20 protein-coding genes and 1 riboswitch are annotated in these 23,641 nt (G+C 59.8%); of the genes, 16 read left to right on the plus strand and 4 right to left on the minus strand.

The features are described 5' to 3' along the window. The first annotated feature begins 38 nt into the window (after nucleotides 1-38). A complete protein-coding gene (locus tag LH464_RS16300) occupies nucleotides 39-395 on the plus strand; it encodes a DUF1622 domain-containing protein (RefSeq protein ID WP_226787452.1) in 357 nt (118 codons plus the stop codon). A gap of 232 nt (nucleotides 396-627) precedes the next feature. Further along, nucleotides 628-882 carry a hypothetical protein gene (locus LH464_RS16305; protein ID WP_226787453.1) on the plus strand — a complete coding sequence of 85 codons (255 nt, stop codon included), beginning with the start codon at nucleotides 628-630 and terminating at the stop codon, nucleotides 880-882. Between the two features lie 231 nt (nucleotides 883-1,113). Here the strand turns inward: LH464_RS16305 and LH464_RS16310 are convergent, their stop codons facing one another. Then, nucleotides 1,114-1,419 carry a hypothetical protein gene (locus tag LH464_RS16310; RefSeq protein ID WP_226787454.1) on the minus strand — a complete coding sequence of 102 codons (306 nt, stop codon included), beginning with the start codon at nucleotides 1,417-1,419 and terminating at the stop codon, nucleotides 1,114-1,116. Between the two features lie 811 nt (nucleotides 1,420-2,230). On the opposite strand from LH464_RS16310, the gene LH464_RS16320 reads away from it, so the two are divergent. From LH464_RS16320 to ric, 7 genes are all read left to right on the plus strand, one after another. Continuing rightward, nucleotides 2,231-4,873, plus strand: a complete 2,643-nt coding sequence (locus tag LH464_RS16320; RefSeq protein WP_390624995.1) for a DNA translocase FtsK — start codon at nucleotides 2,231-2,233, stop codon at nucleotides 4,871-4,873. A 229-nt stretch (nucleotides 4,874-5,102) separates the two neighbouring features. Next, nucleotides 5,103-5,825 carry an adenosylcobinamide amidohydrolase gene (locus LH464_RS16325; protein WP_226787455.1) on the plus strand — a complete coding sequence of 241 codons (723 nt, stop codon included), beginning with the start codon at nucleotides 5,103-5,105 and terminating at the stop codon, nucleotides 5,823-5,825. Between the two features lie 55 nt (nucleotides 5,826-5,880). Then, a riboswitch (cobalamin riboswitch) is annotated at nucleotides 5,881-6,084 on the plus strand. A 216-nt stretch (nucleotides 6,085-6,300) separates the two neighbouring features. Next, nucleotides 6,301-8,100 (plus strand): TonB-dependent receptor domain-containing protein, encoded by a 1,800-nt coding sequence (locus tag LH464_RS16330; protein WP_226787456.1) that lies wholly within the window; start codon nucleotides 6,301-6,303, stop codon nucleotides 8,098-8,100. Between the two features lie 33 nt (nucleotides 8,101-8,133). Beyond that, a complete protein-coding gene (locus LH464_RS16335; RefSeq protein ID WP_226787457.1) occupies nucleotides 8,134-9,036 on the plus strand; it encodes an ABC transporter substrate-binding protein in 903 nt (300 codons plus the stop codon). After that, complete coding sequence (locus tag LH464_RS16340) at nucleotides 9,033-10,034, plus strand: FecCD family ABC transporter permease (protein ID WP_226787458.1); 1,002 nt, start codon at nucleotides 9,033-9,035, stop codon at nucleotides 10,032-10,034. Before LH464_RS16335 ends, LH464_RS16340 begins: the two co-directional genes overlap by 4 nt. Then, a complete protein-coding gene (locus LH464_RS16345) occupies nucleotides 10,031-10,828 on the plus strand; it encodes an ABC transporter ATP-binding protein (protein ID WP_226787459.1) in 798 nt (265 codons plus the stop codon). Before LH464_RS16340 ends, LH464_RS16345 begins: the two co-directional genes overlap by 4 nt. A 267-nt stretch (nucleotides 10,829-11,095) precedes the next feature. Then, nucleotides 11,096-11,755, plus strand: a complete 660-nt coding sequence (ric, locus tag LH464_RS16350) for an iron-sulfur cluster repair di-iron protein (protein ID WP_226787460.1) — start codon at nucleotides 11,096-11,098, stop codon at nucleotides 11,753-11,755. A 42-nt stretch (nucleotides 11,756-11,797) separates the two neighbouring features. Here the strand turns inward: ric and LH464_RS16355 are convergent, their stop codons facing one another. Next, nucleotides 11,798-12,616, minus strand: coding sequence for a ferritin-like domain-containing protein (locus LH464_RS16355; RefSeq protein WP_226787461.1), 819 nt, complete (start codon nucleotides 12,614-12,616; stop codon nucleotides 11,798-11,800). Nucleotides 12,617-12,796: 180 nt separating this feature from the next. On the opposite strand from LH464_RS16355, the gene LH464_RS16360 reads away from it, so the two are divergent. Genes LH464_RS16360 through LH464_RS16390 form a run of 7 tightly spaced genes read left to right on the plus strand, consistent with a single transcriptional unit; the run spans nucleotide 12,797 to nucleotide 21,697 of the window. Next, the gene (locus LH464_RS16360; protein ID WP_226787462.1) at nucleotides 12,797-15,094 is read left to right on the plus strand and encodes a NosR/NirI family protein; all 2,298 of its coding nucleotides are present in this window, start codon (nucleotides 12,797-12,799) and stop codon (nucleotides 15,092-15,094) included. Nucleotides 15,095-15,115: 21 nt separating this feature from the next. Continuing rightward, the gene (nosZ, locus tag LH464_RS16365) at nucleotides 15,116-17,035 is read left to right on the plus strand and encodes a TAT-dependent nitrous-oxide reductase (protein WP_226787463.1); all 1,920 of its coding nucleotides are present in this window, start codon (nucleotides 15,116-15,118) and stop codon (nucleotides 17,033-17,035) included. Further along, nucleotides 17,035-18,411: a nitrous oxide reductase family maturation protein NosD gene (locus tag LH464_RS16370; RefSeq protein WP_226787491.1), complete on the plus strand. Its 1,377-nt coding sequence runs from the start codon at nucleotides 17,035-17,037 to the stop codon at nucleotides 18,409-18,411. The genes nosZ and LH464_RS16370 overlap by 1 nt, the downstream gene beginning before the upstream one ends. After that, complete coding sequence (locus LH464_RS16375; RefSeq protein WP_226787464.1) at nucleotides 18,408-19,319, plus strand: ABC transporter ATP-binding protein; 912 nt, start codon at nucleotides 18,408-18,410, stop codon at nucleotides 19,317-19,319. Before LH464_RS16370 ends, LH464_RS16375 begins: the two co-directional genes overlap by 4 nt. Further along, nucleotides 19,316-20,143 (plus strand): ABC transporter permease, encoded by an 828-nt coding sequence (locus LH464_RS16380; protein WP_226787465.1) that lies wholly within the window; start codon nucleotides 19,316-19,318, stop codon nucleotides 20,141-20,143. The genes LH464_RS16375 and LH464_RS16380 overlap by 4 nt, the downstream gene beginning before the upstream one ends. Further along, nucleotides 20,140-20,709: a nitrous oxide reductase accessory protein NosL gene (locus LH464_RS16385; protein ID WP_226787466.1), complete on the plus strand. Its 570-nt coding sequence runs from the start codon at nucleotides 20,140-20,142 to the stop codon at nucleotides 20,707-20,709. The genes LH464_RS16380 and LH464_RS16385 overlap by 4 nt, the downstream gene beginning before the upstream one ends. Beyond that, nucleotides 20,702-21,697 carry an FAD:protein FMN transferase gene (locus LH464_RS16390; protein ID WP_226787467.1) on the plus strand — a complete coding sequence of 332 codons (996 nt, stop codon included), beginning with the start codon at nucleotides 20,702-20,704 and terminating at the stop codon, nucleotides 21,695-21,697. The genes LH464_RS16385 and LH464_RS16390 overlap by 8 nt, the downstream gene beginning before the upstream one ends. Nucleotides 21,698-21,995: 298 nt before the next feature. Here the strand turns inward: LH464_RS16390 and LH464_RS16395 are convergent, their stop codons facing one another. Then, on the minus strand, nucleotides 21,996-22,595 hold the full coding sequence (locus LH464_RS16395; RefSeq protein WP_226787468.1) for a histidine phosphatase family protein: 600 nt from the start codon (nucleotides 22,593-22,595) through the stop codon (nucleotides 21,996-21,998). Further along, nucleotides 22,592-23,632, minus strand: coding sequence for an ABC transporter ATP-binding protein (locus LH464_RS16400; RefSeq protein WP_226787469.1), 1,041 nt, complete (start codon nucleotides 23,630-23,632; stop codon nucleotides 22,592-22,594). The genes LH464_RS16395 and LH464_RS16400 overlap by 4 nt, the downstream gene beginning before the upstream one ends. Between the last annotated feature and the right edge of the window lie 9 nt (nucleotides 23,633-23,641).

Raw genomic sequence — 23,641 nt, forward strand, 5'->3', positions numbered from 1 at the left:
GGTGGTAGCGCCGATCCGCTGTCCGCAAAGAGGACCGCATGAGAGATCTACTCGTTGTCGCTACCGAATACACGGTTACCGTCATCGACATGCTGGCGCTCCTGGTTATCGTTGTTGGCACGTTGGAAGCGTTGCTTGCAGGCATTGCCGCGATGTTCGGCCGACCTGACGACGGCCAACGTCGCCGGGACATATGGCTGCGCTACGGTCGCTGGCTCATTGGAGGCCTGACCTTTCAGCTGGCCGCAGACATTATCGAAACCTCGATCACGGACGACTGGACATCCATTGGCCGGATCGCGGCCATAGCCCTGATCCGTACATTCCTGAATTACTTCTTGGAAAAGGACCTTGGCGAGGTGAGATTGCGGCAGCGTGGCGGTGAGATCGCTTAAGGATCCAGTTTAGCCATTCGCAGACAAGTTGCCCGTCGCACTTTAGAATTGTGGCCACATTAACGGTTGCGGCAGCTGTTGTAACCGTTGCGTACTTGTCGAGCGTGCTGTGGAAGCCGAGCATGGAGCGCTCCGAGCTCCTTCAATCTGGTTCAACCCCGTGTTGGAGCCTGCGTGACGCCTTGAAAAGGCGCGGCGCTTGCGGAGAGTTGTCAACAATCGGAGTGAGACAATGAAAAGGACAACCCTGCTTTTACTGGCATCGGCCTGCGTTGCGACGACCGCATCGGCACAGAACGCAACCCGCGGAGGGTATTATCAACAGCCCAACCGCTATGTCACGACAGAAACCCAGGCGCCGCCCGTGTACTACGATAATCGCCGTGGCTCCATCGACCGCAACACGACGGGAAGCATTCGTTGGGACTATTCGGGTTCTCATGTTGATAGTGGCGACTTCTATCAGGGGGCTATGCGCCCCAATTAACTATAGGCACATCCTGCATCGAAGACGCGTAGACTAGCGTTGCAATCAAAGAAAGCGAACCACCAACCACCGTTTGTCGCCTTATGGGAATCTCATCGAAAGCACCGCCCTGTCTTTTGATCAGCAGGCCTGATTAAAGGCGGACCGCTGAACACCAGCGATCCGCCTTTGCTTCGGCCTCAGCCTTGGGAAATCGCAACCGTCATGAGAAGATCCGTCTGGCGGAGATGCCTACTTCACGTAGACGATCAAGGAGCCATTCGCGGCTTTGTCTATTTTAACGACATTCTTGAGTTCTACATTTTTCGACTGCAGATGGCTCATGAGGTCGGGATTGGCATTCAGTTCCTGCTGGGCCTGATCTTGCACACCACGTGTGATGGTGGGCAAAATGGTGCCGGACGACTTGTTCAAGTCAGCGCGACTGACATAGACAACCCTCACGTTTTCGTCGCTCAATGCCTGAGCATAGGCAAAACCACTGGCGCCGCAGGAAAACAGCGCGACTGCCAGGGCGTAGGAAACTGCGTTTCTCATCGTGATCTCCATCTTGCGGGGCGTGAGTGCCACACATTGATCGTTTCGACGGCCTGATGAAGACATTGCCAAGCATGAAGATGAAGTACGCAACGGTTACCTGGATTGCGCTTAACCGTAAATCGGTCTCCCGCGCGGACACCGATCACGATCTTGAGGCAAAATGTCGACGTGAGGAGCCATAAGGGCATTATGTGTCGTATTCCATGTAAATCATGTGCATTCCCGTCGCAGGACGCCGGATGCTCAAGTGACCCGCATTAACTGTTGCGTACTTCCACACGACCACCTTGCGAGTAGCGTTTCTAGAGGCATGCAAACAGGGAGCGCTAACGGTGGAGCGCGATGGAAAACACAGTTCTGGCGCCTCGACTGATTTGGCACAGAGCGGCCTACTGAAGCTGATGTTGAGACTCCCAAGCATACGAGGACGCCTGCAGATTTTGGCAGGTCATTCACCATCCCTCATGGAGTTGTGCGAAGCATATGGCGAGGCAAGCGCGGCTTTGGAGAGACTTGAGAACGGCCGCCTTTCTCAGGAGGCGGCCCTTATCGCGGAATACCGCTCCGTTTGTTCAGAAATTGAGGCGGACGTTATAAAGTATTGCCTCGACAACAGGGATTCTACTTTAAAATAGCGAATTCTGGCTCTCTTCGGGCCAGTCGAAGTGTGGTTCGCTCCGGCCAGATGGAACCATGGTCCGCTGCTCGTTGTCATGGCCGGCCACCTAAATGAGCGGCTAAATGGAGTTTGGAAAGACCTGGTTAAGGTTTGTTTTCTATTAACAGGGTTAGTGTGGCAGCTTGTTCAATGGTTCCGCGTAGCATGCAATTTCCCCCTCGTGTTCCCCTATCTCCTTGCAATGAAGTCGATGCCGACAGTGATCGCGTGCACGCGGCATCGCATGTCCATCAGCCCGGCGATGGTCCGGATGCTCAGTCCTTTACCGCGCCTGCGTCCGATGCGGTTGCCCTCGATCCTGAGAAACTTCCCGCCTGGCAACGGGCGTTCATTTTGGCGCCGAACGTGCGTTTTACCCGCACCCCGGGTCGTGCCTATTCCGCACGCGAATATGACGACGCCAGAGCGCAGCAGGCAGTGGAAGCTGCGGGGTCAGTTTGCCCGGCACCTCCATCACCGAAGGAGGAAAGCCCGGCAACTTCCGGTAATCCTGTTACAATGGTCCCTCTCGTACAAGGGGAGGCTTCGCACGTCGGCGTCATGCAGCGTCAACTTTCACACGCTTTTCGCCCCGAGCGAAACCATGGAACTTCCATGCACTCCGCACCCAAGAGTGCCAATGCTGCAGGCGCAGGAGAGCCTCCTCGCAAAAGCTCGGCGCCCATAAACCTTTCACCTGGCGCAGGTCAGCCGCACGGTCCCCTGGCAAGCCAATCGGGTTCTCGGTCCCAGACGATATCGCCCGCAAGCCCCTCTGCAGCTCAAACGCCTGCGCGTCCGCTTTCGGCGATCCCTGACCATCTGATTTGGGAAATGATGAGCCTCGGTGCGTCTGAAAATACGGGAGGGCGTCTCGCCCCCCGCGTAATGCCGACGCCTTCTCGGGTCGGGCCGGCACGGGTCCAAAGTTCCGCACGGTTTACGCCAGCACCAGCGTCGGCCCGGGAAACGAATTCCGCTGAACCCACTGCTTCTGCCACCAGAGTTGTCGTGCCTGCACCAGCGGCTGCCGTATCCTATTCGGAGAAGGCTGACGTGGGACCTTCAGCTGTTCACCTCTACCGTCAGATCCAATTGCGCAGCCCGGAACCGGCGGTTGAAACGATACCGGTATCGAGCGCTGAAGCGGAGCAGCCGTTCTCCTCGCAGCCAGTTCGCACGGAGGATGTCCCACCCGTCCGATCTGCTGGCAGGCGAGGGCGTGGCGATCCGTTCTCTTTCGTTCAGACGGAGGACTATCTCTTCCCATCGGTCGACCTTCTTCAGGAAGCAGGTCCGCGTCAGGCGGGGACGATGACCCAGGAGGCTCTGGAGCAGAGTGCGGGGTTGCTGGAGAGCATCCTTGAGGACTTCGGCGTCAAGGGCGAAATCATCGACGTTCGTCCCGGCCCGGTCGTCACACTGTACGAATTTGCTCCCGCGCCTGGGGTGAAATCTTCCCGTGTGATCAATCTTTCCGACGACATTGCCCGCTCCATGTCGGCGCTTTCGGCACGCGTCGCGGTTATTCCCGGGCGCAACGTCATTGGCATCGAGCTTCCCAATGTCGAGCGGGAAACAGTGTACCTGCGCGAACTGATCGAGAGCGGGAGCTATGTCGGCACCGATTACCGGTTGCCCCTTTGCCTCGGGAAGACGATTGGCGGTGAGCCCGTCATCGCCGAGCTCGCAAAGATGCCACATCTTCTGGTGGCGGGAACGACGGGATCCGGCAAGTCGGTTGCCATCAACACGATGATCCTGTCCCTGATCTACCATTTGAGCCCTGACGAATGCAGGTTGATCATGGTCGACCCGAAAATGCTGGAACTCTCCGTCTATGATGGGATCCCGCACCTTCTGACACCGGTGGTGACCGACTCCAAAAAGGCGGTGCTGGCACTCAAATGGGCAGTCCGCGAGATGGAGGAGCGATATCGCAAGATGTCGCGGCTCGGCGTGCGCAACATCGACGGCTTTAATGCCCGTGTTGCAGAAGCCCGCGCCAATGGTGAAACCGTCATGCTCAGCGTCCCCTGCGGGTTCGACAAGGCAACGGCTGAGCAGCTCTTCGAGGATCAGGAACTCGACCTGAAGGCGCTTCCCTACATCGTCGTGATTGTTGACGAGATGGCTGACCTGATGATGGTTGCCGGTAAGGAGATCGAGGGGGCTATTCAGCGGCTCGCGCAAATGGCGCGTGCGGCGGGCATACACCTGATCATGGCAACCCAGCGTCCATCAGTCGATGTCATTACCGGCACGATCAAGGCGAATTTCCCGACGCGCGTTTCCTTCCAGGTCACGTCGAAGATCGACAGTCGCACGATTCTTGGCGAGCAGGGGGCGGAGCATCTTCTCGGACAAGGCGACATGTTGCACATGAAAGGGGGCGGGCGCATTTCCCGTGTCCACGGACCATTCGTGTCTGATCGTGAAGTCGAAAACGTCGTCGCGCATTTGAAGACGCAGGGGCAGCCGTCCTACCTCGGCAGCGTGACCGAAGACACCGAGGAAGCGGCCGCGGATGACAAGGAAGACGCGGCGGTCTTCGACAACACCGGAATGGGTGCCGACAGCGATAGCGAGGATCTCTACGAACGCGCCGTCAAGATCGTACAGCGCGACAAGAAGTGCTCGACTTCCTACATTCAACGGCGACTTTCAATTGGCTACAACCGCGCAGCCTCGCTGGTGGAGAGAATGGAGCAGGAAGGTCTTGTCGGCGCTCCGAACCACGTGGGCAAGCGCGAGATCCTCGGTCAGCGCCCGCAGGAGGACAAGGAAGACTAACAGGTGGCGGCCGAGAGGTGAGGGCAGCGCTCTGCGGAGCCCGTTCGGGAGCCGCCGGTCGCTGCTCCAAGCCCGGCGGGGCAGGCAGGTGGTGTGCCTGTGCGACGATCCTGAAAGTGCGGCGTGAAATCTGCTGCTTCACTCACAGCGCCACTCCAGCTAACTGTCCCATAGCAGAGGCTGTGACAGCCTTCCGATGAACACATCCACAGGGACGGGACATTTTCTCATGAGACCGGCCTTCTCGATTGACTGCGCGCCTCCGTTCCTGATTGCAACCTTTCCCCTGTCGCAGAACGTGCTCAGTTGGTCTCTGACAAAGCCCGGTTTCACCTCCGCTGCAAGGGTTGCCTGGCTGCAGGTTAGAGATGCCGATCTATCGTTCGATGTCGATCCGGCAGAAATGCTCACCTCGAGAATGGCGAAAAACGGCTACAGCGACGCCATTCCGTTTATGACATCGCGCGATGTCAGCCGCTACGAAGTCACGACCGCTGAATCCGGTTCCGTTACGGCAAGCTGCCTTGCGACGATAGGCCTCTCCAACGCGGTGCGGATCGGCGCCGAGCCACATGGCTCGCGAAAGCCGGGAACAATCAACATTCTCGCTCATGTGGACCAACCCCTATCGGTCGCTGCCATGCTGGAAGCGCTGACCATCGCCACCGAGGCCAGAACCGCAGCAGTGATGGAACTCGGGCTGGACTTTGGCGGCGGGATTGTCACAGGCACCGGGACCGACTGCATCGCCGTTGCTGCGCCGCCGGGGGATGCAGAGGAGAATTTCGCTGGGCTGCATACCCACATCGGTGCTGCGATCGGACGGTGCGTATATGACGCCGTCGCTGCCGGCGGCAGGACCTGGATGGCTGAACGTCTTCCGGTCTCCCAGAGCAGCAAGGGTGATGCGAAGATCCAATCCCCTCAGATAGCGCCGTTGGACAGTTGTTGATCGCACGCGCCCGGGCCTGCGACAAAGATCCTGTTGACGGCGCGATCGTGCCGGATTAACCCGGGGTTGAAATGGTTCCGCCCCGGCGGATTAAAACGGGAACGTGGTGATGCTTTTAATGAAGTCAATCCACGACTGCCCCCGCAACTGTAGCCGTTGAGCTCTCTTTCACTATGCCACTGAAGATCTGATCTTCGGGAAGGCGAGGGAGAAGCGATGACACGGAAGTCAGGAGACCTGCCATTTCGGTCACCCATGCAGGAACACGGGGTGTGTTCGTGCGCGGCATACCGTTGCGGTGACAACTCTGGTGTTGCCGTGTCGGCCGCGAAGGGCATCCTTCTCGCCTGCATTTTGTTTCCGAACACGGCTTGCAAACGAACTGCGTCTCATCGGCGCGTGGAATGTTGGAGCTGTTATGCGGAAACTGACCTACTGGACGTGTATGTCTGGCCTGTTGTTGGCAGGAAATGCGTTGGGTCAACAGACCCCGAATCAAGAAACAATACTGGAACCGATCGTCATCTCTGCGCCGCTCAGGCGAGAATCGAGCATTTCGGCGACGACAGGCTCGGTGACGGTCATCGATGAGCGGGATATCCGGAATGCGGCGGCTGACGATATCCCGTCGCTCCTGCAATCCTACGCCGGGGTCAGCGTCGCCACTTACGGCGGCATGGGATCATCGGCAGACGTCAGCCTGCGCGGAACCTCGTCCACCCAGACACTCGTGCTGATCAACGGAATCCGCGCCACATCGGCGACCTCCGGCACGACCTCGATCTTCAACATTCCGCTGGCGGCCGTGTCTCGCATCGAGATCGCAAAAGGTCCTCACTCAGCCCAGTACGGTTCCGATGCCATCGGAGGCGTCATCAACATCATCACGAGGGATGGTGCAAGCTGTCCCGATGGGAAAAGCAGTTGCTCCACCATCACAACGGGTGTCAGCCATCCCTGGGGCGGCCACGCGCGCGTCGATACCCGAGGCAATACCGAAGGCGGATTGAGCTATTCGTTTGGCGGCGGCTTGCTCGGCACCCGCGGCTACGATTTCACGATCCCCTCTGCCTGGGGCCATGAGCCGGACGACGACGGATTTTTCCAGGGCAGCTTCGACTTCCGGGTGTCGCAGGAATTCGATTGGGGCAGGCTCTACACAGACGGCCTTTATGCGCGCGGTCGATCACAGTTCGACACCTATCCGGACTCCAACGAGGCGGACACGACGACCTTCGCCGGGAAGATCGGTGCCAGGGTGGATCATACCGAGGACTGGTTCTCTACCATCGAAGTATCGACCGGCATCGACAAGGCGAAAAATTACCGCGACGAGGTGCCGGGGCATGAGGATTATCGAACCACCCGCTACGGCATCCTTGCAACAACGCAGAAGAGCATCGACGCCGGTGACGCTCATCATGTCTTCAGTGGTGGAGTTGAGGCCTACCGCGAGAGCATCGGCTCCAACGTTCTGGCCTATGACACACGGGAACGATCGCTTGCCGGCTTGTTCGGGCAATACGCGCTGGAATATGAAGCGCTCAACATCGATGCCGGTATCCGTCACGACCATAATGAGCAGTTTGGCGACGCCACGACATACAATATCGGCGCGCGTTACGAACTTTTGGCCGGGCTTGCGGCGCGCGCATCATTCGGCACGGGTTTCCGCGCGCCAACCTTCAACGACCTGTACTATCCGGGTTGGTCAAACCCGGACCTGAGGCCGGAGAATTCGCGATCTTTCGAAGCAGGGCTGCTGTGGGAGATCAGCGGGAGTACGAGCCTCGACCTGGCTTTCTACAGAACCTGGATTTCCGACGCGATCGCGTTGGATCCGGTAACATGGTCGCCGTATAATATCGGCCGTGCCAGGATCACCGGTTTCGAGACCTCGCTCAATCATCAGGTGAATGATATGTGGAACCTCAAGGCGAGCCTCGATATCCGTGAGCCGCGAGACGAGGGTACCGGAAAGTACATGGCCAACCGTGAACGGCTCAAGGCTTCGTTGGAAACCGGATTCTCAGCGAATGAAAAGCTGAATCTGACTGCAAAGCTGCTCTACGGCGGTAGCCGGTATGCCGATGCGGCCAATACTAAAAAAATGCCGGACTACGTGACGGTCGACCTTACAGCAGTCTATGCCGTTGATGCGCAGTCCCAATGGAAGCTCGCCGTCTTGAACGCCTTCGACGCAGAGTACGCGACACGTGTCGACTTCCGGGCGCCTGGCAGAACGATCAACCTCAGCTTCTCCCGGGATTTCTAGACACAGCGGCAAGGTCTTTTGGAAAGAGGCGGGATGGACAGCACATCGACTGACGACAAAGGACTTGCACGCTCCGACAACCGACGACGGTTGCCGACGCGGGCGCCTGTACCTTTCCCGTCGGCCATTGCAATCGTGCTGACCTTGACGGCCTCTGCGACGCTGGCGAGCCCACAACGGGTGGTGTCGCTCAATGTCTGTACGGATCAGATGGCGATGCTGCTCGCTGCGGACGGGCAGCTTCATTCCGTCTCGCATCTGGCGGCTGACCCATCCGTTTCCGCGGTGGCGGATATGGCCCGGCAATATGCCGTGAACCATGGACTGGCCGAGGAGATCTTCATGATGAAGCCCGATCTCGTTCTTGCCGGCACCTACACGACGCGCTCCACCGTCGAGCTTGTCCGCAAGCTCGGTATTGCCGTGGAGGAGTTTGCGCCCGTCGCCTCCTTTGACGACGTGCGCACCAGCTTCCGACGCATGGGGGAGCTTCTCGGCCGCAACGAAAAGGCCGAAACCATCGTTGCAAAGTTCGACGCCGAGCTCGCTGAACTCACTGCACAACCCCAAACGGGAGAAACCGTCGCGCTCTACTATGCCAACAGCTACACCTCGGGCGCCGGCACTCTGGTCGATGCCGTCGTCGAGGCTGCGGGGATGGAGAATATTGGCAGCCGCCTCGGTCTGAGCGGCACGGCTAGACTGCCTCTGGAACAGCTCATCCTCGCGGATCCTGATGTTGTCGTGCTCGGCGACCACAACTATCCGACGCCGGCATTGGCACAGGCGAACTTCAGCCATCCGGCGTTCGAGGCTTTCGTCGGCAAAAAGACCGTCGTGACGATCCCGCCGCCGGCGACGATATGCGGCGGCCTGTCCACGCTGGACGCGGCAAGAAGCCTCAGGGATGCAGCTGGAAGGGGTAATGGGAGTTGAGTTCGCAACTGTCGTACCGCCTTCTGCTCGCCGGGCTGTTCCTGGCGACAGGGCTTCTGTTTTTCCTGTCGCTAACGGTCGGTCCGGCGGGTTTCGGCTTCGCGGAAAGCCTGCAGGGCGTGTTTTCCGGACAGGGTGATTCCATCGCGCTGATCATGCGCGAGATCCGCCTGCCGCGTGCCTTGCTGGGACTGATGGTCGGCATGACGCTTGGGTTGTCGGGTGCGGTCCTGCAGGGTTATTTGCGCAACCCCCTGGCTGAGCCCGGTCTGATCGGTGTCACTGCCTCCGCTTCGCTGGGGGCCGTCCTGGCGATCTATACGGGTTTCGCCTCGGTATTCCCGCTCGGCCTGCCGCTTGCAGCCCTTGCTGCCGCCGTTGCAGCAGTTATTGTCGTCCAACTGCTCGCAGGCGCTTTTGGCGGCGTTCTGACCGTCATCCTTGCCGGGGTCGCCGTCTCCAGCTTTGCGACGGCGATGACCTCGCTTGCCCTCAATCTTTCTCCCAATCCCTATGCCGCACTGGAGATCATGTTCTGGATGCTCGGTTCGCTCGCCGACCGGTCGATGGATCACGTCCTCCTGGCGGCGCCTGCGATGCTGGTGGGGTGGCTGATGCTGTTCGGCCTGGGGCGCTCCCTGGACGCCTTGACACTTGGCCGCGACACGGCGGCCAGCATGGGGGTCGACCTCAAGCGCCTTCAGCTGCTGGTTGTCTTCGGGACGGCTGCTGCGGTCGGAGGCGCCACCTCCGTCACAGGCGCAATCGGCTTCGTCGGTCTGGTCGTACCACACGTCTTGCGGCCGCTCACCGGCTCCCTGCCGTCCCGGCTTTTGCCGGCCAGCGCACTTGGAGGAGGGGCACTGGTTCTTGCCGCAGACATCCTTGTCCGCCTCATTGCGCCGGAACGAGATCTGAAGCTCGGCGTGGTGACAGCCGTGGTCGGCGCGCCCTTCTTCCTCTGGCTCGTCTGGCGAACGAGAAGGCAGATGCTATGAAGCAGCAGGCTCTCCTCCAAGTATCACTGCCTCAGGTATCGCTCGGACCACGGGTTGTGCTGAAGGATATAACCTTCTCCGTCGGTGCGGGGGAGATCGTCGGGCTGCTCGGACCGAACGGCGCCGGGAAATCCACATTGCTTCGGGCGATCTGCGGCCTGATCGCCTTTCACGGAAAGGTCACCATCGACGGAAGTGACGTGACGGCGTTGCGGGGCCGTGAGCGCGCGGCAAAGGTGGCCTATGTTGCACAGGAGCACGATGTCGCCTGGCCGATCAAGGTTGCCGAGCTCGTAGCGCTTGGGCGCACTTCGACCCAGACCGGCCTTTCGGCAAGGCTTTCGGACAAAGACCGCCGAGCCGTGCAGGACGCGATGCGACTGATGGATATTACCGAGCTGTCATCGCGACCCGCCAACGCCCTTTCGGGAGGTGAGAAGGCCCGCGCCCTGATCGCCCGCGCACTTGCCCAGGAGGCGCCGCTACTGCTGGCCGACGAACCAGCTGCCGGGCTAGATCCCGCCCATCAGATCAACCTGATGAAAACCTTCCGGACCGTGGCAGCCGATGGACGCGCGGTGATGCTGTCGATGCATGATCTGGGATTGGCAGCGCGCTGGTGTACGCGGCTGATCCTTCTCGACCGGGGCGCGATCGTTGCTGACGGCCCACCGGAGGCAGTCCTTCAGCCAGGCAACATCAACAAGGTCTACGGCGTGTCGGCCCATGTGGCGACCGTCGATGACGGCCTTGTCGTCCAGGTGCTTGATTCGCTTCGCGAACGCCCTGCATGAGACGGCTTGCACCCTGACGGATGACACCAGCGGTTCGGGTGTTTGAGAGAGCAATCCGTCAACCAGCATCAAAATGCACGACACGAACTCGCGTGACGCATCGGCGCCAAGCACACAAGCTGTTTGTGATCGCTCAAAGACCGGCGCTGCTCCGTCGTCCATTACTCCGCTGATGCGGCGAATAAACACGCCGTATCCACAACGGACCTGCATGACATGTCGCATAGGTACGCATTGCGAATGCCGCCTGCAGACGGAGGAGAATCCATGAGACAAATTGACCTTGACGCGACTGTTGCTGCAATCGCTTCAGAACTGCCTGGTGCAGCCGAGTTGTTTCGCCGACACGACATAAACTTCTGTTGTGCGGGGGATATAGCACTTGCCGACGCCGCTGTGCGGGCGGGATTGGTGCCTGAAGAGCTCCTTGCCCAGCTACAGGCCCTGTCTGCTGCTGCCAGTCGTGAGGCGCCTGAGGAAACCTCAGCCCTTATCTCCCACATTCTCGAACGCTATCACGAAACCCACCGCGCCGAGCTGGAATGGCTAATTCCGCTTTCGCAAAAGGTCGAGAGGGTGCACGGGGATCATCCGTCGGCACCCACGGGGCTATCCGTTATCCTTGAAGGGCTAAACGCAGATCTCGAGGAGCACATGAAAGCGGAAGAGCAGACGCTTTTTCCGATGATGCAGAAGGGCGACCACCTTATGTTGGCAGCTCAGGTCGCGCAGGTACGAGACGAGCATCGCGAACAGGCACGGCATCTTCAAGCGATCGAGCATGTGACGCACGGGTTAACGCTTCCTCCGGGCGCCTGCCGTTCCTGGAACGCGCTTTATACAGCGCTGCACAAGCTCATCGACGACCTGGTGGCCCACACACACCTTGAGGACCAGGTGCTGTTCCCGCGCTTTCAACCCAGGTGACCTGGCTCCAGGTCGCCAAAGCGATCAAGGATCGAGCGATCCTCAAGCAAGAGACTCGGATTGCGATTCCCTGACCGCGTGCAGGCAGGTGATCACCGCACCAGCCGCGGTCTGGGCGCGTAGAAGCGCGTCGTCGTCGTTTTGCTGCCCGGCAAGAGCAAGATAGCAGTCGAGCAGGAATTCGCAGAGCGGTACCAACCGACCTTCGACCCCCTCGGGTGCACCGTCCAGCGCGGCGACGCCCCTAAAAGGCCTGGCAAGAATCAAGGCGCTGCGCTCCCGTGCCTCTTCCGCGAGTTTAAGGAATTGCTGGGCTTGATCACCCGATGACCGAAGTGCCCTGTCTCTCAGACGATCCGCAAGGCCTTGCTCAAGGGCGGCAATATCTGCACGAACGCGCTTGCCACCTGAACGACGCAGATCGTGGAAGGCGCGCCGGCGTTCGCGTCGAAGCGTGGCGACATGCTCCAGCTCTTCCCGTGCCATCCGTTCGGCTGCTTCGCGTATCTCCGGCGTGGGGGCATGGGCCGCAACGTATGTCCAGAATACGAAGGCCCGCTCTTCGTTCCTGACCGCCATGGAAAAGGCCCTGTAGGAGTTAAGGAGTTCAGGGGCAACGAAAGCTGCTCCTTCGTCGTCGAACAAGGGTTCGGCGAGCTCTACAGGTGAGATGGCTGCCGTATCCGTTTTTCCGATCCAGTTGTCGACGTTGCCGAGGTGCTGCTCCTCCTGTTGGCGCAAGGCATCGAACACATCTGCAAGGTCCGAACGGTTTTCAGCGCGCATGCGCTCAGCTAGCGCGACGTATCCGCTGATCGCTTCTTGCTCCATTGAACGGGCAAGCGCGAGCAGCTGGTTCATGGAACTAACGATCCAAAGCTCTGAGTTGGTCACTATTTCCTCCGTTTAGAAAACCATGGTTCAGCAATCCAACTGTCCTCCTCCAAACGGGACCCAGAGTGTTTGCGCTGGATCAATGTGGGCTGCCTGCCGCTCTCATAGAAGGTGATTCAAGGCGTTTCCCAAAAAAAGCCGGAGCATATGTCGAACACGTCCACCTCTTTGCCGTCCGGCCGTAATGCCATCAGCTTCATCCTGGCATTTCTGATTTTCCTGGTCCTGGCATTTCCGAGCTCTGCAGCAAGCCAGCTGGGTACATACCTCAGCAAGGTGCAGCCAAGTGATCTCTTTCAAGGCGCCAACAGCTACGGCGTTCCGATTGGCGAACCCCCGATCGTGCCGGTCATGCGCGGCGATGACGTTCTGGGCTATGCCTACCTGAATTCCGACTTCACCAGTTCGATCGGCTATTCCGGCAAGCCGATCCATATCGTTGTCGGCATCGACGCCCAAGGTGTTATCCGCGGGTTCAAGATGGTCGATCACAAGGAACCCATCGTTCTGATCGGCATCCCGGAGAAAAAGGTCGTCGCGTCCATGAACGCGCTGATCGACAAGGACATGTCGCGCGTCGCCTCCGGCGCGGAGCGTCCACCGCAGGTCGATATCGTCAGCGGGGCGACGGTTACCGTGCTGGTGATGGGCGACAGCGTGTCACGTGCCGCAGTGCAGCTCATCCGCAGCAACCGCCTTGCCGGCGCAATGCCATCGAGCACCGTCGCAGCGAAGGAAGTCCGCAAGGTTGATACCTCCAAGACGGAAATCAACGACTGGCAGACCTTGCTCGGAGACGGGTCGGTGCGCAGCCTGCGCATGACAGTCGGCGAGGTAACGGAGGCTTTCCGTCAGGCAGGACAGACGGTCTCGGCGGGTAAGCCGGAGACGAGGAACCCGGCCGATAGCTTCATAGATCTTTATCTCGCGCCCGTGAGTGTTCCGGCGATCGGACGCTCGCTGCTTGGCGACGCTGCTTACCAGCGTCTCGTCGAAAGACTGAAGCCCGGCCAATCGGCTATCCTTGTCGCAGGCGACGGCGCCTATTCGTTCAAGGGATCGGGCTACGTCCGGGGCGGCATCTTCGATCGCATCGAACTCCTCCAGGACGGGCAGGGGCTTCGCTTCCGCGACCGTGACCACACCCGTCTCCCGATTCTGGCTGCGGACGGTGCGCCGCGCCTGCGCGAAATTGCGCTTTATGTCGTGCCGAGCGACTTCACGTTCGACGTCACGCAGCCGTTCGAGTTGCAGATGCTGGTCCAGAGGAACGCCGAGGGCCGTAACAAGTCGGTGCTGAACTACAATCTCGGCTACACGTTGCCGGATAGGTACGTAACCATCGAGACGGTACCTGCGCCTGCTCAAGCGACCGCGCCCGCCAGCCAGCAGACGAACACAGCTGCTTCTTCTCCCGCCAGCAACACGCTGACGGAACAGCAGATCGCCGACGATCAGCCGCTGTGGATGCGTATGTGGGATATGAATCGCATCAATATCGTCATCACCGTTGTGGCGCTGCTGGTGCTGACCGGCATCTTCTTTTTCCAGGACTGGCTGGTGAAGCGGCCGGTGATGTTTGCCTGGATCAGGCGTGGCTATCTCTTGTTCAGCCTGGTCTGGCTCGGATGGTACGCCAACGCGCAGCTTTCGGTGGTCAACGTCCTGACCTTCACGAATTCGCTGATCACCGGGTTCAATTGGGAGTTCTTCCTTTCCGCGCCATTGATTTTCATCCTGTGGGCCGCGGTCGCCGCCGCGCTTCTTTTCTGGGGCCGTGGACCATTCTGTGGATGGCTTTGCCCATTCGGCGCCCTGCAGGAACTGACCAACAATATCGCTCAATGGTTGAAGGTGCCGCAGGTTCGGCTCCCCTGGGGGCTGCATGAAAGGCTGTGGCCGATCAAATACATGATCTTCCTCGGTCTGTTCGGCCTGTCCCTCTATTCGGTGGCGCTGGCGGAGATCTTCGCCGAAGTAGAGCCGTTCAAGACCGCGATCATCCTGAAATTTGCGCGTGAATGGCCGTTTGTCATCTTCGCGCTGACCCTGCTGTCGGCAGGCTTGTTCATCGAGCGCTTCTACTGCCGCTATCTGTGCCCGCTGGGTGCCGCACTCGCCATTCCCGGCCGTATTCGCATGTTCGAATGGTTGAAGCGTTGGCCCGAATGTGGCTCTCCCTGCCAGCGCTGCTCCAAGGAGTGTCCGGTGCAGTCCATTCATCCGGAGGGGCAGATCAATGTCAACGAATGCATCTACTGCATGCATTGCCAGGAGCTCTACCACGACGACCAGCGCTGTCCGCACATGATCCAGGTGCGGCTGAAACGGGAGAAGTTCATGGCACTCTCGACGCCGGCGTCCCGAGGGGAAGTGCCAGCCAAGACGGTTGTCACGCACAAGGGCGTGCCCATCGAGCGGGTGCCCGCAATCCAACCTGAATAACCACCTAAGGAAAGGGAAGTTATGTCAAACGAAGAAACCAAGATGCGCCTCAGCCGGCGCCAAATGTTGGGATCGGCAGCCTTTGCCGCTGCTGCAGGAACGGCCAGCGTCGGTGGCGCGCTCAGCCTCACCGCAGGCTCGGCGACGCCAGCGGCCGCGCAAGGAACCGGTGACCATAGCTACGAGGTCAAGCCCGGCGAACTCGATGAATACTACACCTTCTTCTCAAGCGGCCAGACCGGCGAAGTCCGCATCGTTGGCATGCCGTCGATGCGCGAGCTGATGCGCATCCCGGTCTTCAACCGCTGCAGCGCCACCGGCTGGGGCCAGACCAACGAGAGCCGGAAGGTGCTGACCGAAGGTCTGCTGCCGGAAACCGTGGAATTTCTGAAGGACCAGGGCGGCATCTATCACAACGGCGACCTCCATCACCCGCACCCATCGCAGACCGACGGTACCTATGACGGGCGCTATCTTTATGCCAACGACAAGGCGAACACACGAGTCTGCCGTATCCGCCTAGACGTGATGAAGTGCGACAAGATCGTCCAGTTGCCGAACCAGCACACTGTTCATGGCCTGCGCGTGCAGAAGTATCCGAAGACCGGCTACGTGTTCTGCAACGGTGAAGACCGCGTGCCGATCCCGAACGACGGCAAGATCCTCGGTGATCACAAGCAGTACCATGCGATCTTCACTGCGGTCGATGGCGAAACCATGAAAGTCGCCTGGCAGGTCATGGTCGATGGCAACCTCGACAACGTCGATGCCGACTACCAGGGCAAGTACTGCTTCGCCACGTGCTACAACTCCGAGGAAGGCGTAAACCTTGCCGAGATGATGGCCAACGAGCAGGACTGGGTCGTCGTCTTTAACATCAAGCGGATCGAAGAAGCCGTCGCCAAGGGTGACTTTAAGGAAATGGGCGGCGTTCCCGTTATCGACGGCCGCAAGGGCTCGCCTTACACGCGCTACATCCCCATCTCCAACAGCCCGCACGGTATGAACACCGCGCCGGACGGCATTCATATCGTTGCCAACGGAAAACTGTCGCCAACGGTGACGGTCATGGACGTACGCAAGTTCGACGACCTGTTCGAAGACAAGATCAAGCCCCGCGACACCGTTGTTGCTGAGCCGGAACTTGGCCTCGGCCCGTTGCACACAGCCTATGACGGCAAGGGCAACGCCTATACGACCTTGTTCATCGATAGCCAGATCTGCAAGTGGAATATCGAGGACGCAAAGCGTGCCTATGCCGGGGAAAAGGTCGATCCTATCCGCCAGAAGCTCGACGTCCACTACCAGCCAGGCCACAACCACACATCCATGGGCCAGACCAAGGAAGCCGATGGCAAGTGGCTGCTATCGCTGAATAAGTTCTCCAAGGACCGCTATTTGAACGTTGGTCCTCTGAAGCCGGAAAATGATCAGCTCATCGACATTTCCGGTGACGAGATGGTTGTCGTCCACGACAGTCCGTCCTTCGCAGAACCGCATGATGCCACGATCGTCCACGCCTCCAAAATCAATCCAGTTCACGTCTGGAAGCGTGACGACCCCTTCTTTGCCGATGCGGTAAAGCAGGCGGAAGCCGATGGCATCGACCTGATGATGGACAGCGAAGTCATCCGCGACGGAAACAAGGTGCGCGTCTACATGACGTCGGCCGCCCCCGCTTTCGGTCTTGAGGAGTTCACGGTCAAGCAGGGTGACGAGGTGACCGTTTACGTCACGAATATCGATGAAGTCGAGGACCTCACCCACGGCTTTGCCATCATCAACTATGGCGTCAACATGGAGATCGGACCGCAGGCGACTGCGTCGGTGACCTTCAAGGCGAATAAGCCGGGTGTGTGGTGGTACTACTGCTCATGGTTCTGCCATGCGATGCACATGGAGATGAAGGGCCGGATGTACGTGGAGCCCAAGACGGCATGATGCTTCTCCGTCTCATGACGAAAACAATAGGGATGGCGGCCGTTCTGGCCGCCGTTCCGGCTATGGCTATCGCCGCTGAGATTTCTCTCTCGCCCGGCAGCGGCCAGCCCCTGCAGCAGGCTATCGATACCGCCAAATCGGGCGAAGTCATCATCCTGGAGCCGGGGCTCTACGCCGGCCCGATCACCATCGACAAATCACTCGTGCTCTCGGGGAAACATGGCGCGGTCATCCGCGCCGATGGCAAGGGCAGCGTCATCACCGTTGAAGCTGAGGGGGTGGTGGTGCGTGGGCTCGAAGTCACCGGATCGGGACGCGATCTGACGGCGCGCGATTCCGGCATTTTCGTCGCGCAGGCAGCAACCGGCGCCATCATCGAAGACAATTCCGTCATCGATAACCTGTACGGCATCTACCTCTACGGCGCAGTCGATTCCGTTGCCCGAAACAATCGCATCGTCGGCCTGCAGACTGGACGCCTGAGCGAGGCCGGCAGCGGCGTGACCATCTGGAATGCTCCCGGTGCCAAGGTGCTCGGCAACGACATCCGTTTCGGCCGTGATGGCATAGCCACCAATGCCAGCAAGAAGAATATCTTCAGCGGCAACCGCTTCCAAGACCTGCGGTTTGCCATCCACTACATGTACACCAACGATAGTGAGATCAGCGACAACGTGTCGATCGGCAACTCAGTCGGTTATGCGATCATGTATTCTAGCCGGCTGAAGATAACCGGCAATCTGTCGGAGGGGGACCGTGACCACGGGCTGATGCTCAACACGGCGAACGGATCGGAGGTCCATGGGAACAGGGTGATCGGTCGCATGCAGCCAATCGACCGCTGGCTTTCAGCCGGCGTCCAGTCCGGCGAGCACGGTGTGCCGCAGCTTGACGACGACACTATCCAGTCCAGCCAGGCTGAGCGGCTCGGGCCGGAAAAATGCGTCTTCATCTATAATGCCAACCGCAATCGTTTTACCGACAACAGCTTCGAGTCCTGTGCGATCGGCATTCATTTCACTGCCGGCTCCGAGGGTAACGCCATGAGCGGTAATGCTTTCATCGCCAACCGCAATCAGGTCAAATATGTCGGCACGCGCCACGTCGACTGGTCGAGCGAGGGGCGGGGCAATTTCTGGAGCGACAACCCGGCCTTCGACCTCGACGGCGATGGCATCGGGGACAATCCCTATCGCCCGAACGACCTCATAGATCAGGTTCTGTGGACTTCTCCGCAGGCAAAGCTGCTGACCACCAGCCCCGCAGTCCAGGTTATCCGCTGGGCTCAATCGCAATTCCCGGCGCTGCTGCCGGGCGGCGTCGTTGACAGTCATCCACTGATGGCTCCGCCGGCTGCCAGGAAGCTCGTACAATGACAGCAACTGTGGAAATTACCGGCCTCTCCAAGCGCTATGGCAAAGTTGAGGCCGTGAGGGATGTCGCATTCAGCTTGAATGCCGGGGAAACCATTGCGCTTGTCGGCCATAACGGCGCAGGAAAGACGACGCTGATCAAACTCATGCTCGGCCTCATCCGGCCGAGCAGCGGCGGCGTCAGGGTCCTCGGCGAGGATCCGGCGCGTGGAGATTTCGCGGTGCGCCAGCGGCTCGGCTATCTGCCGGAAAGCGTCTCTTTTCACATGGCGCTGACCGGGCGGGAGACGCTTGCGTTCTATGCCAGGCTGAAGCGTGTTGACGTCTCATCCGCCAATGGCTTGTTCGAACGCGTTGGCCTGGCGCCCGAGGCGGCGGATCGACCGGTCCGCACCTATTCCAAGGGGATGCGCCAACGGCTCGGACTGGCGCAAGCGCTGCTCGGCGAACCGCGCATCCTGCTGCTCGACGAGCCGACGAGCGGCCTCGACCCGGCGCTTCGCCGCAACTTCTACGATCTCGTCTCGGATCTGCGCGCACGCGGCGCCACGGTATTGCTCTCCTCGCACGCACTCACCGAGTTGGAAGGGCGGACCAACCGGGTCATTATCGTCAATCGCGGCGTCAAGATTGCCGATGGGACGCTGGACGAACTGCGCCACATCGCCCGCCTGCCGACCCGCATCAGTGTGCAGCTGGCTGGCGATGGGGCGGATCCGGCCTGGGTGAACGGCGCCGCGCGCTGGAAAAGGAGGGAAGGGGTGCTTGAGGCCGACGTCCTGCCGGAAGAGAAGATTGCACTGCTGCACCAGGTCACCGCGAACCCCTCGGGGCTCGCCAGCCTCACCGTGGTCGAACCGACGCTTGACGATCTTTATGCGCATTTCCTCAGCGGACAGGACACCAAATGACTAATATACTCATCATCGCCCGCAAGGAAATTCAGGAAGGCCTGCGTAACCGGTGGGTTCTGGCCACGACGCTACTGCTTGCCGCACTTGCCCTCACGCTTTCCTTCCTCGGCAGCGCTCCGACTGGCAATGTCGGTGTCAATCGCTTGGACGTGGTGATCGTCAGTCTGTCCAGCCTGACGATCTTTCTCGTCCCGTTGATCGCGCTGCTACTGTCTCACGACGCCGTTGTGGGTGAGGCGGAGCGCGGCACCATGCTGCTCCTGCTCAGCTATCCGATCGGCCGCAGCGAGGTTCTCTTCGGTAAATTCTTCGGACATCTGGCAATCCTCGCCTTCTCGACGCTATGCGGCTACGGCGCAGCGGCGGCCGCGCTGATGGCGACGGGCGCGCAGATCGGCGCCGCAAGCTGGATGGCCTTCGCCTCCATGATCGGATACTCTGTACTGCTCGGCGCTGTTTTTCTTGCCATCGGCTATCTTACCAGCACGCTGGCCAGCGAGCGCAGCACGGCCGGCGGCATCGCCATCGGCGTATGGCTGTTCTTTGTATTAATCTACGACATGGCGCTCCTCGGTGGGCTGGTCGCCGCTCAGGGACATGCCGTCCCGGCCGGCTTGCTCGACCTGCTGCTGGTCGCGAACCCGACGGATGCCTACCGGCTGATCAATCTCGGCTCAGGGAATGCTGGTGCACTGTCGGGAATGGGTGGAATTTCCGAACAGAGCAGGCTTTCTGTCCCCGTGCTGACAGCCGCCCTGATCGCCTGGACAGTCTTGCCTCTCGGTTGGGCGAGCTTTGTCTTTTCGAGGAGAGAAGTATGAGGATTTCCATCGCCATCATGGTGCTTGCGACGTCGCTTTCCCTGCAGTCCTGCAGTCAGCAGGAGGATGCTCCGCCGCCGTTGCCTTTCGCCCTGACGGAGGAGGCCATGGGCCGCTATTGCGGAATGAACGTCCTTGAGCATTCCGGTCCCAAGGGCCAGATCATCCTTGAAAACGTACCGGAAGCGATATGGTTTTCGTCGGCCCGCGATACGCTTGCCTTCACCATGCTTCCGGAGGAGCCACGCGACATCGCTGCGATCTATGTCTCGGATATGAGCAAGGCCGCGAGCTGGGAGGAGCCCGGCGCGGAAAACTGGGTTGATGCGAGGGAAGCTGTCTTTGTTATAGACAGTGCTCGGCGCAGCGGAATGGGCACAGAGGAGGCGGTCCCCTTTTCCAAGGATGCTGATGCGCAAGCCTTTGCGAAACTGCACGGTGGACGCGTCGTGCGTTTCAACGATGTTCCGCAAGACTATGTTCTGGGCTCTGGCACCTCGATGCCTGACGCGGCGCCCGATTCGACTGGAGAGACCGAAGCGACCGAGGTAGACCATCATGGCTAATCCCATCGCGCGCCGACGGGCGATCTCCATCATCGCTGCCGCCTGTGGGCTGCCACTTCTCGGCCTTGCCAGGACATCGCATGCGGGCCTTGATCCGGTAGTCTGGAAAGGTCAGGCACTCGGTGCACCAGCAACCCTCATTCTCAATCATCCCGACCGCATCAAGGCCCAGCAACTGATCGAGCGTGTCGTGCTTGAGGTCCAGCGGCTTGAATCGATCTTCAGTCTCTACCGCGAGCAGTCAGCTCTAAGCGAGCTCAACCGGTTCGGGGCGCTCGCGATGCCGCCGCAAGAACTGGTGGCGGTGCTTGAGGCAAGCCACGCTGTCTGGGAGGAGACTACGGGATTGTTCGATCCGACCGTCCAGCCGCTATGGGCCGTCTATGCTCACCACTTTGCCCGGTCCGATGCGCAGGCGTCCGGGCCACCATCTGCGGACCTGGATGCCGTCAAGGCACTGATCGGCTTCCAGAACGTCCACTTCAATCGCGACCGGATCACATTTGCAAAACGCGGCATGGGTTTGACGCTGAACGGGGTCGCCCAGGGATATGTTACCGACCGGATCGTTGCCATGCTTCGGGACGCCGGCGTTACAAGCAGCCTTGTCGATATGGGTGAGAACCGTGCGATCGGGCACCGTGCTGACGGGGCTCCATGGCGGATCGGCCTCGCGAATACCCAGGGCGGCGATCCCACCGACGCCGTCATTCCGCTCGTTGACAGGGCTGTCGCTACATCCAGCTTTTCCGGATTCCGGTTCGATACGGCAGGCCGTTTCAGCCACATTCTTGATCCCCACCGTGGCGCTGCCGATCCGCTCTACCGTCGTTTGACAACCATTACCGGCGACGCCACGCGCGCCGATGCTTACTCTACCGCAATGAGCCTGATGGACATGACGCAGATCCGAGCCACTCTCGCTCGCCAACCGGACATTGCTGTCGATCTTGTCACGGACGCGGGCGATCGACTACGCCTTACGTAAAACTCCCTGCCGCAGCAGTTGAACGGATATCCTGGTGAAATGCGCCGTAAGAGGCCGGCCCTCCGCGGGAAGCATCCGTTCCTGACTGGTCCCTGTCTGAGATACGCCTGTTTTCTATTGCCGCTCGGAGGCCCATATCGTGAGGCACGATTGCCAGGCGTGCCAACAGACGCTGGGGCAAACATGTGGGCGAGCACCCGATCCAAGCTCAACCCGCATAGCGTAGCCCTGAACGATGTAGGACCCCATGTATGCGGTCCTACTTCGCTATCGCAACCGCCGGCTTCCCGAGAGGCACTTAATCCGGCGCATCGAGGATAGGTGCGGAGGTTGTTGCGTTGAAAACTTCAAGCCGTGCCTCGTCCCTGGGAAATGCAAGGATGGTCAGGCTCCCTGGGCCGACAGGGATAATGCGCGAGGGAGCCAGGCCTAGCGCTTCATCGAGAGCTGCACGGATCACACCCCCGTGGCAAACCATCAGCACGGTTCTTTCATCGGCCTCGATTGCACGCGTTAATGCCCGACCAACGCGTGTACGAAAGTTTGCCCAGATCTCACCATTTTCCGGAGCGAACATTCCAGCACGCCATCCTTTATAAGCCTCAGGTGTTTTGTACATCAAGTGCGCAATCTCCATACCTGTCCAGGCACCGACGTTCTGCTCGCGAAGCAGTGGCTCGCGTACCGCGTCCGGATGTCCAAGGAGTGCGGCGGTTGTTGCCGCTCGCGTCAGATCAGAGGTGAGGACGAGATCTGGCCTGTAGGTTGCAACCATCGGCGCTAGTGCCCGTGCCTGTTCCTCGCCTCGTGCCGACAACCCGATATCGGCCTGGCCCTGTAGGCGGCGAACTGCGTTCCATTCGCTTTCGCCATGTCGCACCAGTAAAATGCGTTTCATGAAATACGGTTTCCTTCAGTGTCAAAAAATGCGGCCGGGGCGTCAGGTAAGCGGAACCGCAGTCCCAAAGGCAGGCGGGCCGCGCCGTCAGCAATAGCGGTGATCCGGATATCATTGACGATACCGGTCACCAGACGGCGGCCGGCCATGGGCACGATTTCGGCGAGCCGCACCTGCAGCGTGCGCGGGCCAGGTTCGTCTGTAACCGCGATCTCCTCAGCACGGACCATGGCATATCCTCTCAAGCCAGGAAGAGAAGGATCGGCGATCGCACCGAACCATTTACCATCGGCTATCGGGATCAGATTAGCTGGCGGGGTGCCAACGAAGCCGGCTACAAACGCCGAGGCTGGTTCCGCAAGTAGTCGCTCGGGTGCATCGAACTGCTCAATACGGCCTCGGTTCATTACCGCAACGTGTGTTGCCATTGTCATGGCCTCCACCTGATCGTGTGTGACGTAGACCGACGTTGCACCAGTGGCGGCATGGACCCTTAGGAGTTCCACCCGCATCTCGACGCGCAGTGTCGCATCAAGATTGGACAGTGGCTCGTCAAAGAGCATCACGTTGGGACGCGGCGCGATCATTCGAGCAAGCGCCACGCGCTGCTGTTGACCGCCTGAGACTTCGCCGGGATATCGATTGGCGAGTTGCGCTATTCCGAGCATCTCCATGGCTTCCTTGATACGCGCCCGACGCTCGTCGTTGGATAGTTTCGCGACTTTCAATGGCCACTCGATATTACCCGCGACCGTCATGTGGGGCCATAGTGCGTAGGATTGGAAGACAAGGCCGGTATCGCGCTTGGCTGGCGGTATCGTGAAGCCTGAACCGCCATCCGCGACGAGCGTGTCGCCGAAGCGGATTTGTCCGCCAGTTGGCTGTTCGAGACCAGCCAACATGCGTAGCATCGTACTCTTGCCACATCCGGATGGCCCAAGCAGCACGAGGAAGGCGCCCTGGGATACTGAGAAGCTGACGTCGTGAACCGCGTTGGTGCCAGCGAACGATTTGGTTACTTGGTTGAGCGAAATCACGGGCGAAGC

The organism is Pseudorhizobium xiangyangii (assembly GCF_020531965.1).
GTDB lineage: Bacteria > Pseudomonadota > Alphaproteobacteria > Rhizobiales > Rhizobiaceae > Neorhizobium > Neorhizobium xiangyangii.

Coding starts and splice junctions, on each gene's coding strand:
- LH464_RS16300 (WP_226787452.1), top strand. CDS start 39: ATGAGAGATCTACTCGTTGTCGCTACCGAATACACGGTTACCGTCATC.
- LH464_RS16305 (WP_226787453.1), top strand. CDS start 628: ATGAAAAGGACAACCCTGCTTTTACTGGCATCGGCCTGCGTTGCGACG.
- LH464_RS16310 (WP_226787454.1), bottom strand. CDS start 1,419: ATGAGAAACGCAGTTTCCTACGCCCTGGCAGTCGCGCTGTTTTCCTGC.
- LH464_RS16320 (WP_390624995.1), top strand. CDS start 2,231: ATGGTTCCGCGTAGCATGCAATTTCCCCCTCGTGTTCCCCTATCTCCT.
- LH464_RS16325 (WP_226787455.1), top strand. CDS start 5,103: ATGAGACCGGCCTTCTCGATTGACTGCGCGCCTCCGTTCCTGATTGCA.
- LH464_RS16335 (WP_226787457.1), top strand. CDS start 8,134: ATGGACAGCACATCGACTGACGACAAAGGACTTGCACGCTCCGACAAC.
- LH464_RS16345 (WP_226787459.1), top strand. CDS start 10,031: ATGAAGCAGCAGGCTCTCCTCCAAGTATCACTGCCTCAGGTATCGCTC.
- ric (WP_226787460.1), top strand. CDS start 11,096: ATGAGACAAATTGACCTTGACGCGACTGTTGCTGCAATCGCTTCAGAA.
- LH464_RS16355 (WP_226787461.1), bottom strand. CDS start 12,616: ATGAACCAGCTGCTCGCGCTTGCCCGTTCAATGGAGCAAGAAGCGATC.
- LH464_RS16360 (WP_226787462.1), top strand. CDS start 12,797: ATGTCGAACACGTCCACCTCTTTGCCGTCCGGCCGTAATGCCATCAGC.
- nosZ (WP_226787463.1), top strand. CDS start 15,116: ATGTCAAACGAAGAAACCAAGATGCGCCTCAGCCGGCGCCAAATGTTG.
- LH464_RS16370 (WP_226787491.1), top strand. CDS start 17,035: ATGCTTCTCCGTCTCATGACGAAAACAATAGGGATGGCGGCCGTTCTG.
- LH464_RS16375 (WP_226787464.1), top strand. CDS start 18,408: ATGACAGCAACTGTGGAAATTACCGGCCTCTCCAAGCGCTATGGCAAA.
- LH464_RS16380 (WP_226787465.1), top strand. CDS start 19,316: ATGACTAATATACTCATCATCGCCCGCAAGGAAATTCAGGAAGGCCTG.
- LH464_RS16385 (WP_226787466.1), top strand. CDS start 20,140: ATGAGGATTTCCATCGCCATCATGGTGCTTGCGACGTCGCTTTCCCTG.
- LH464_RS16390 (WP_226787467.1), top strand. CDS start 20,702: ATGGCTAATCCCATCGCGCGCCGACGGGCGATCTCCATCATCGCTGCC.
- LH464_RS16395 (WP_226787468.1), bottom strand. CDS start 22,595: ATGAAACGCATTTTACTGGTGCGACATGGCGAAAGCGAATGGAACGCA.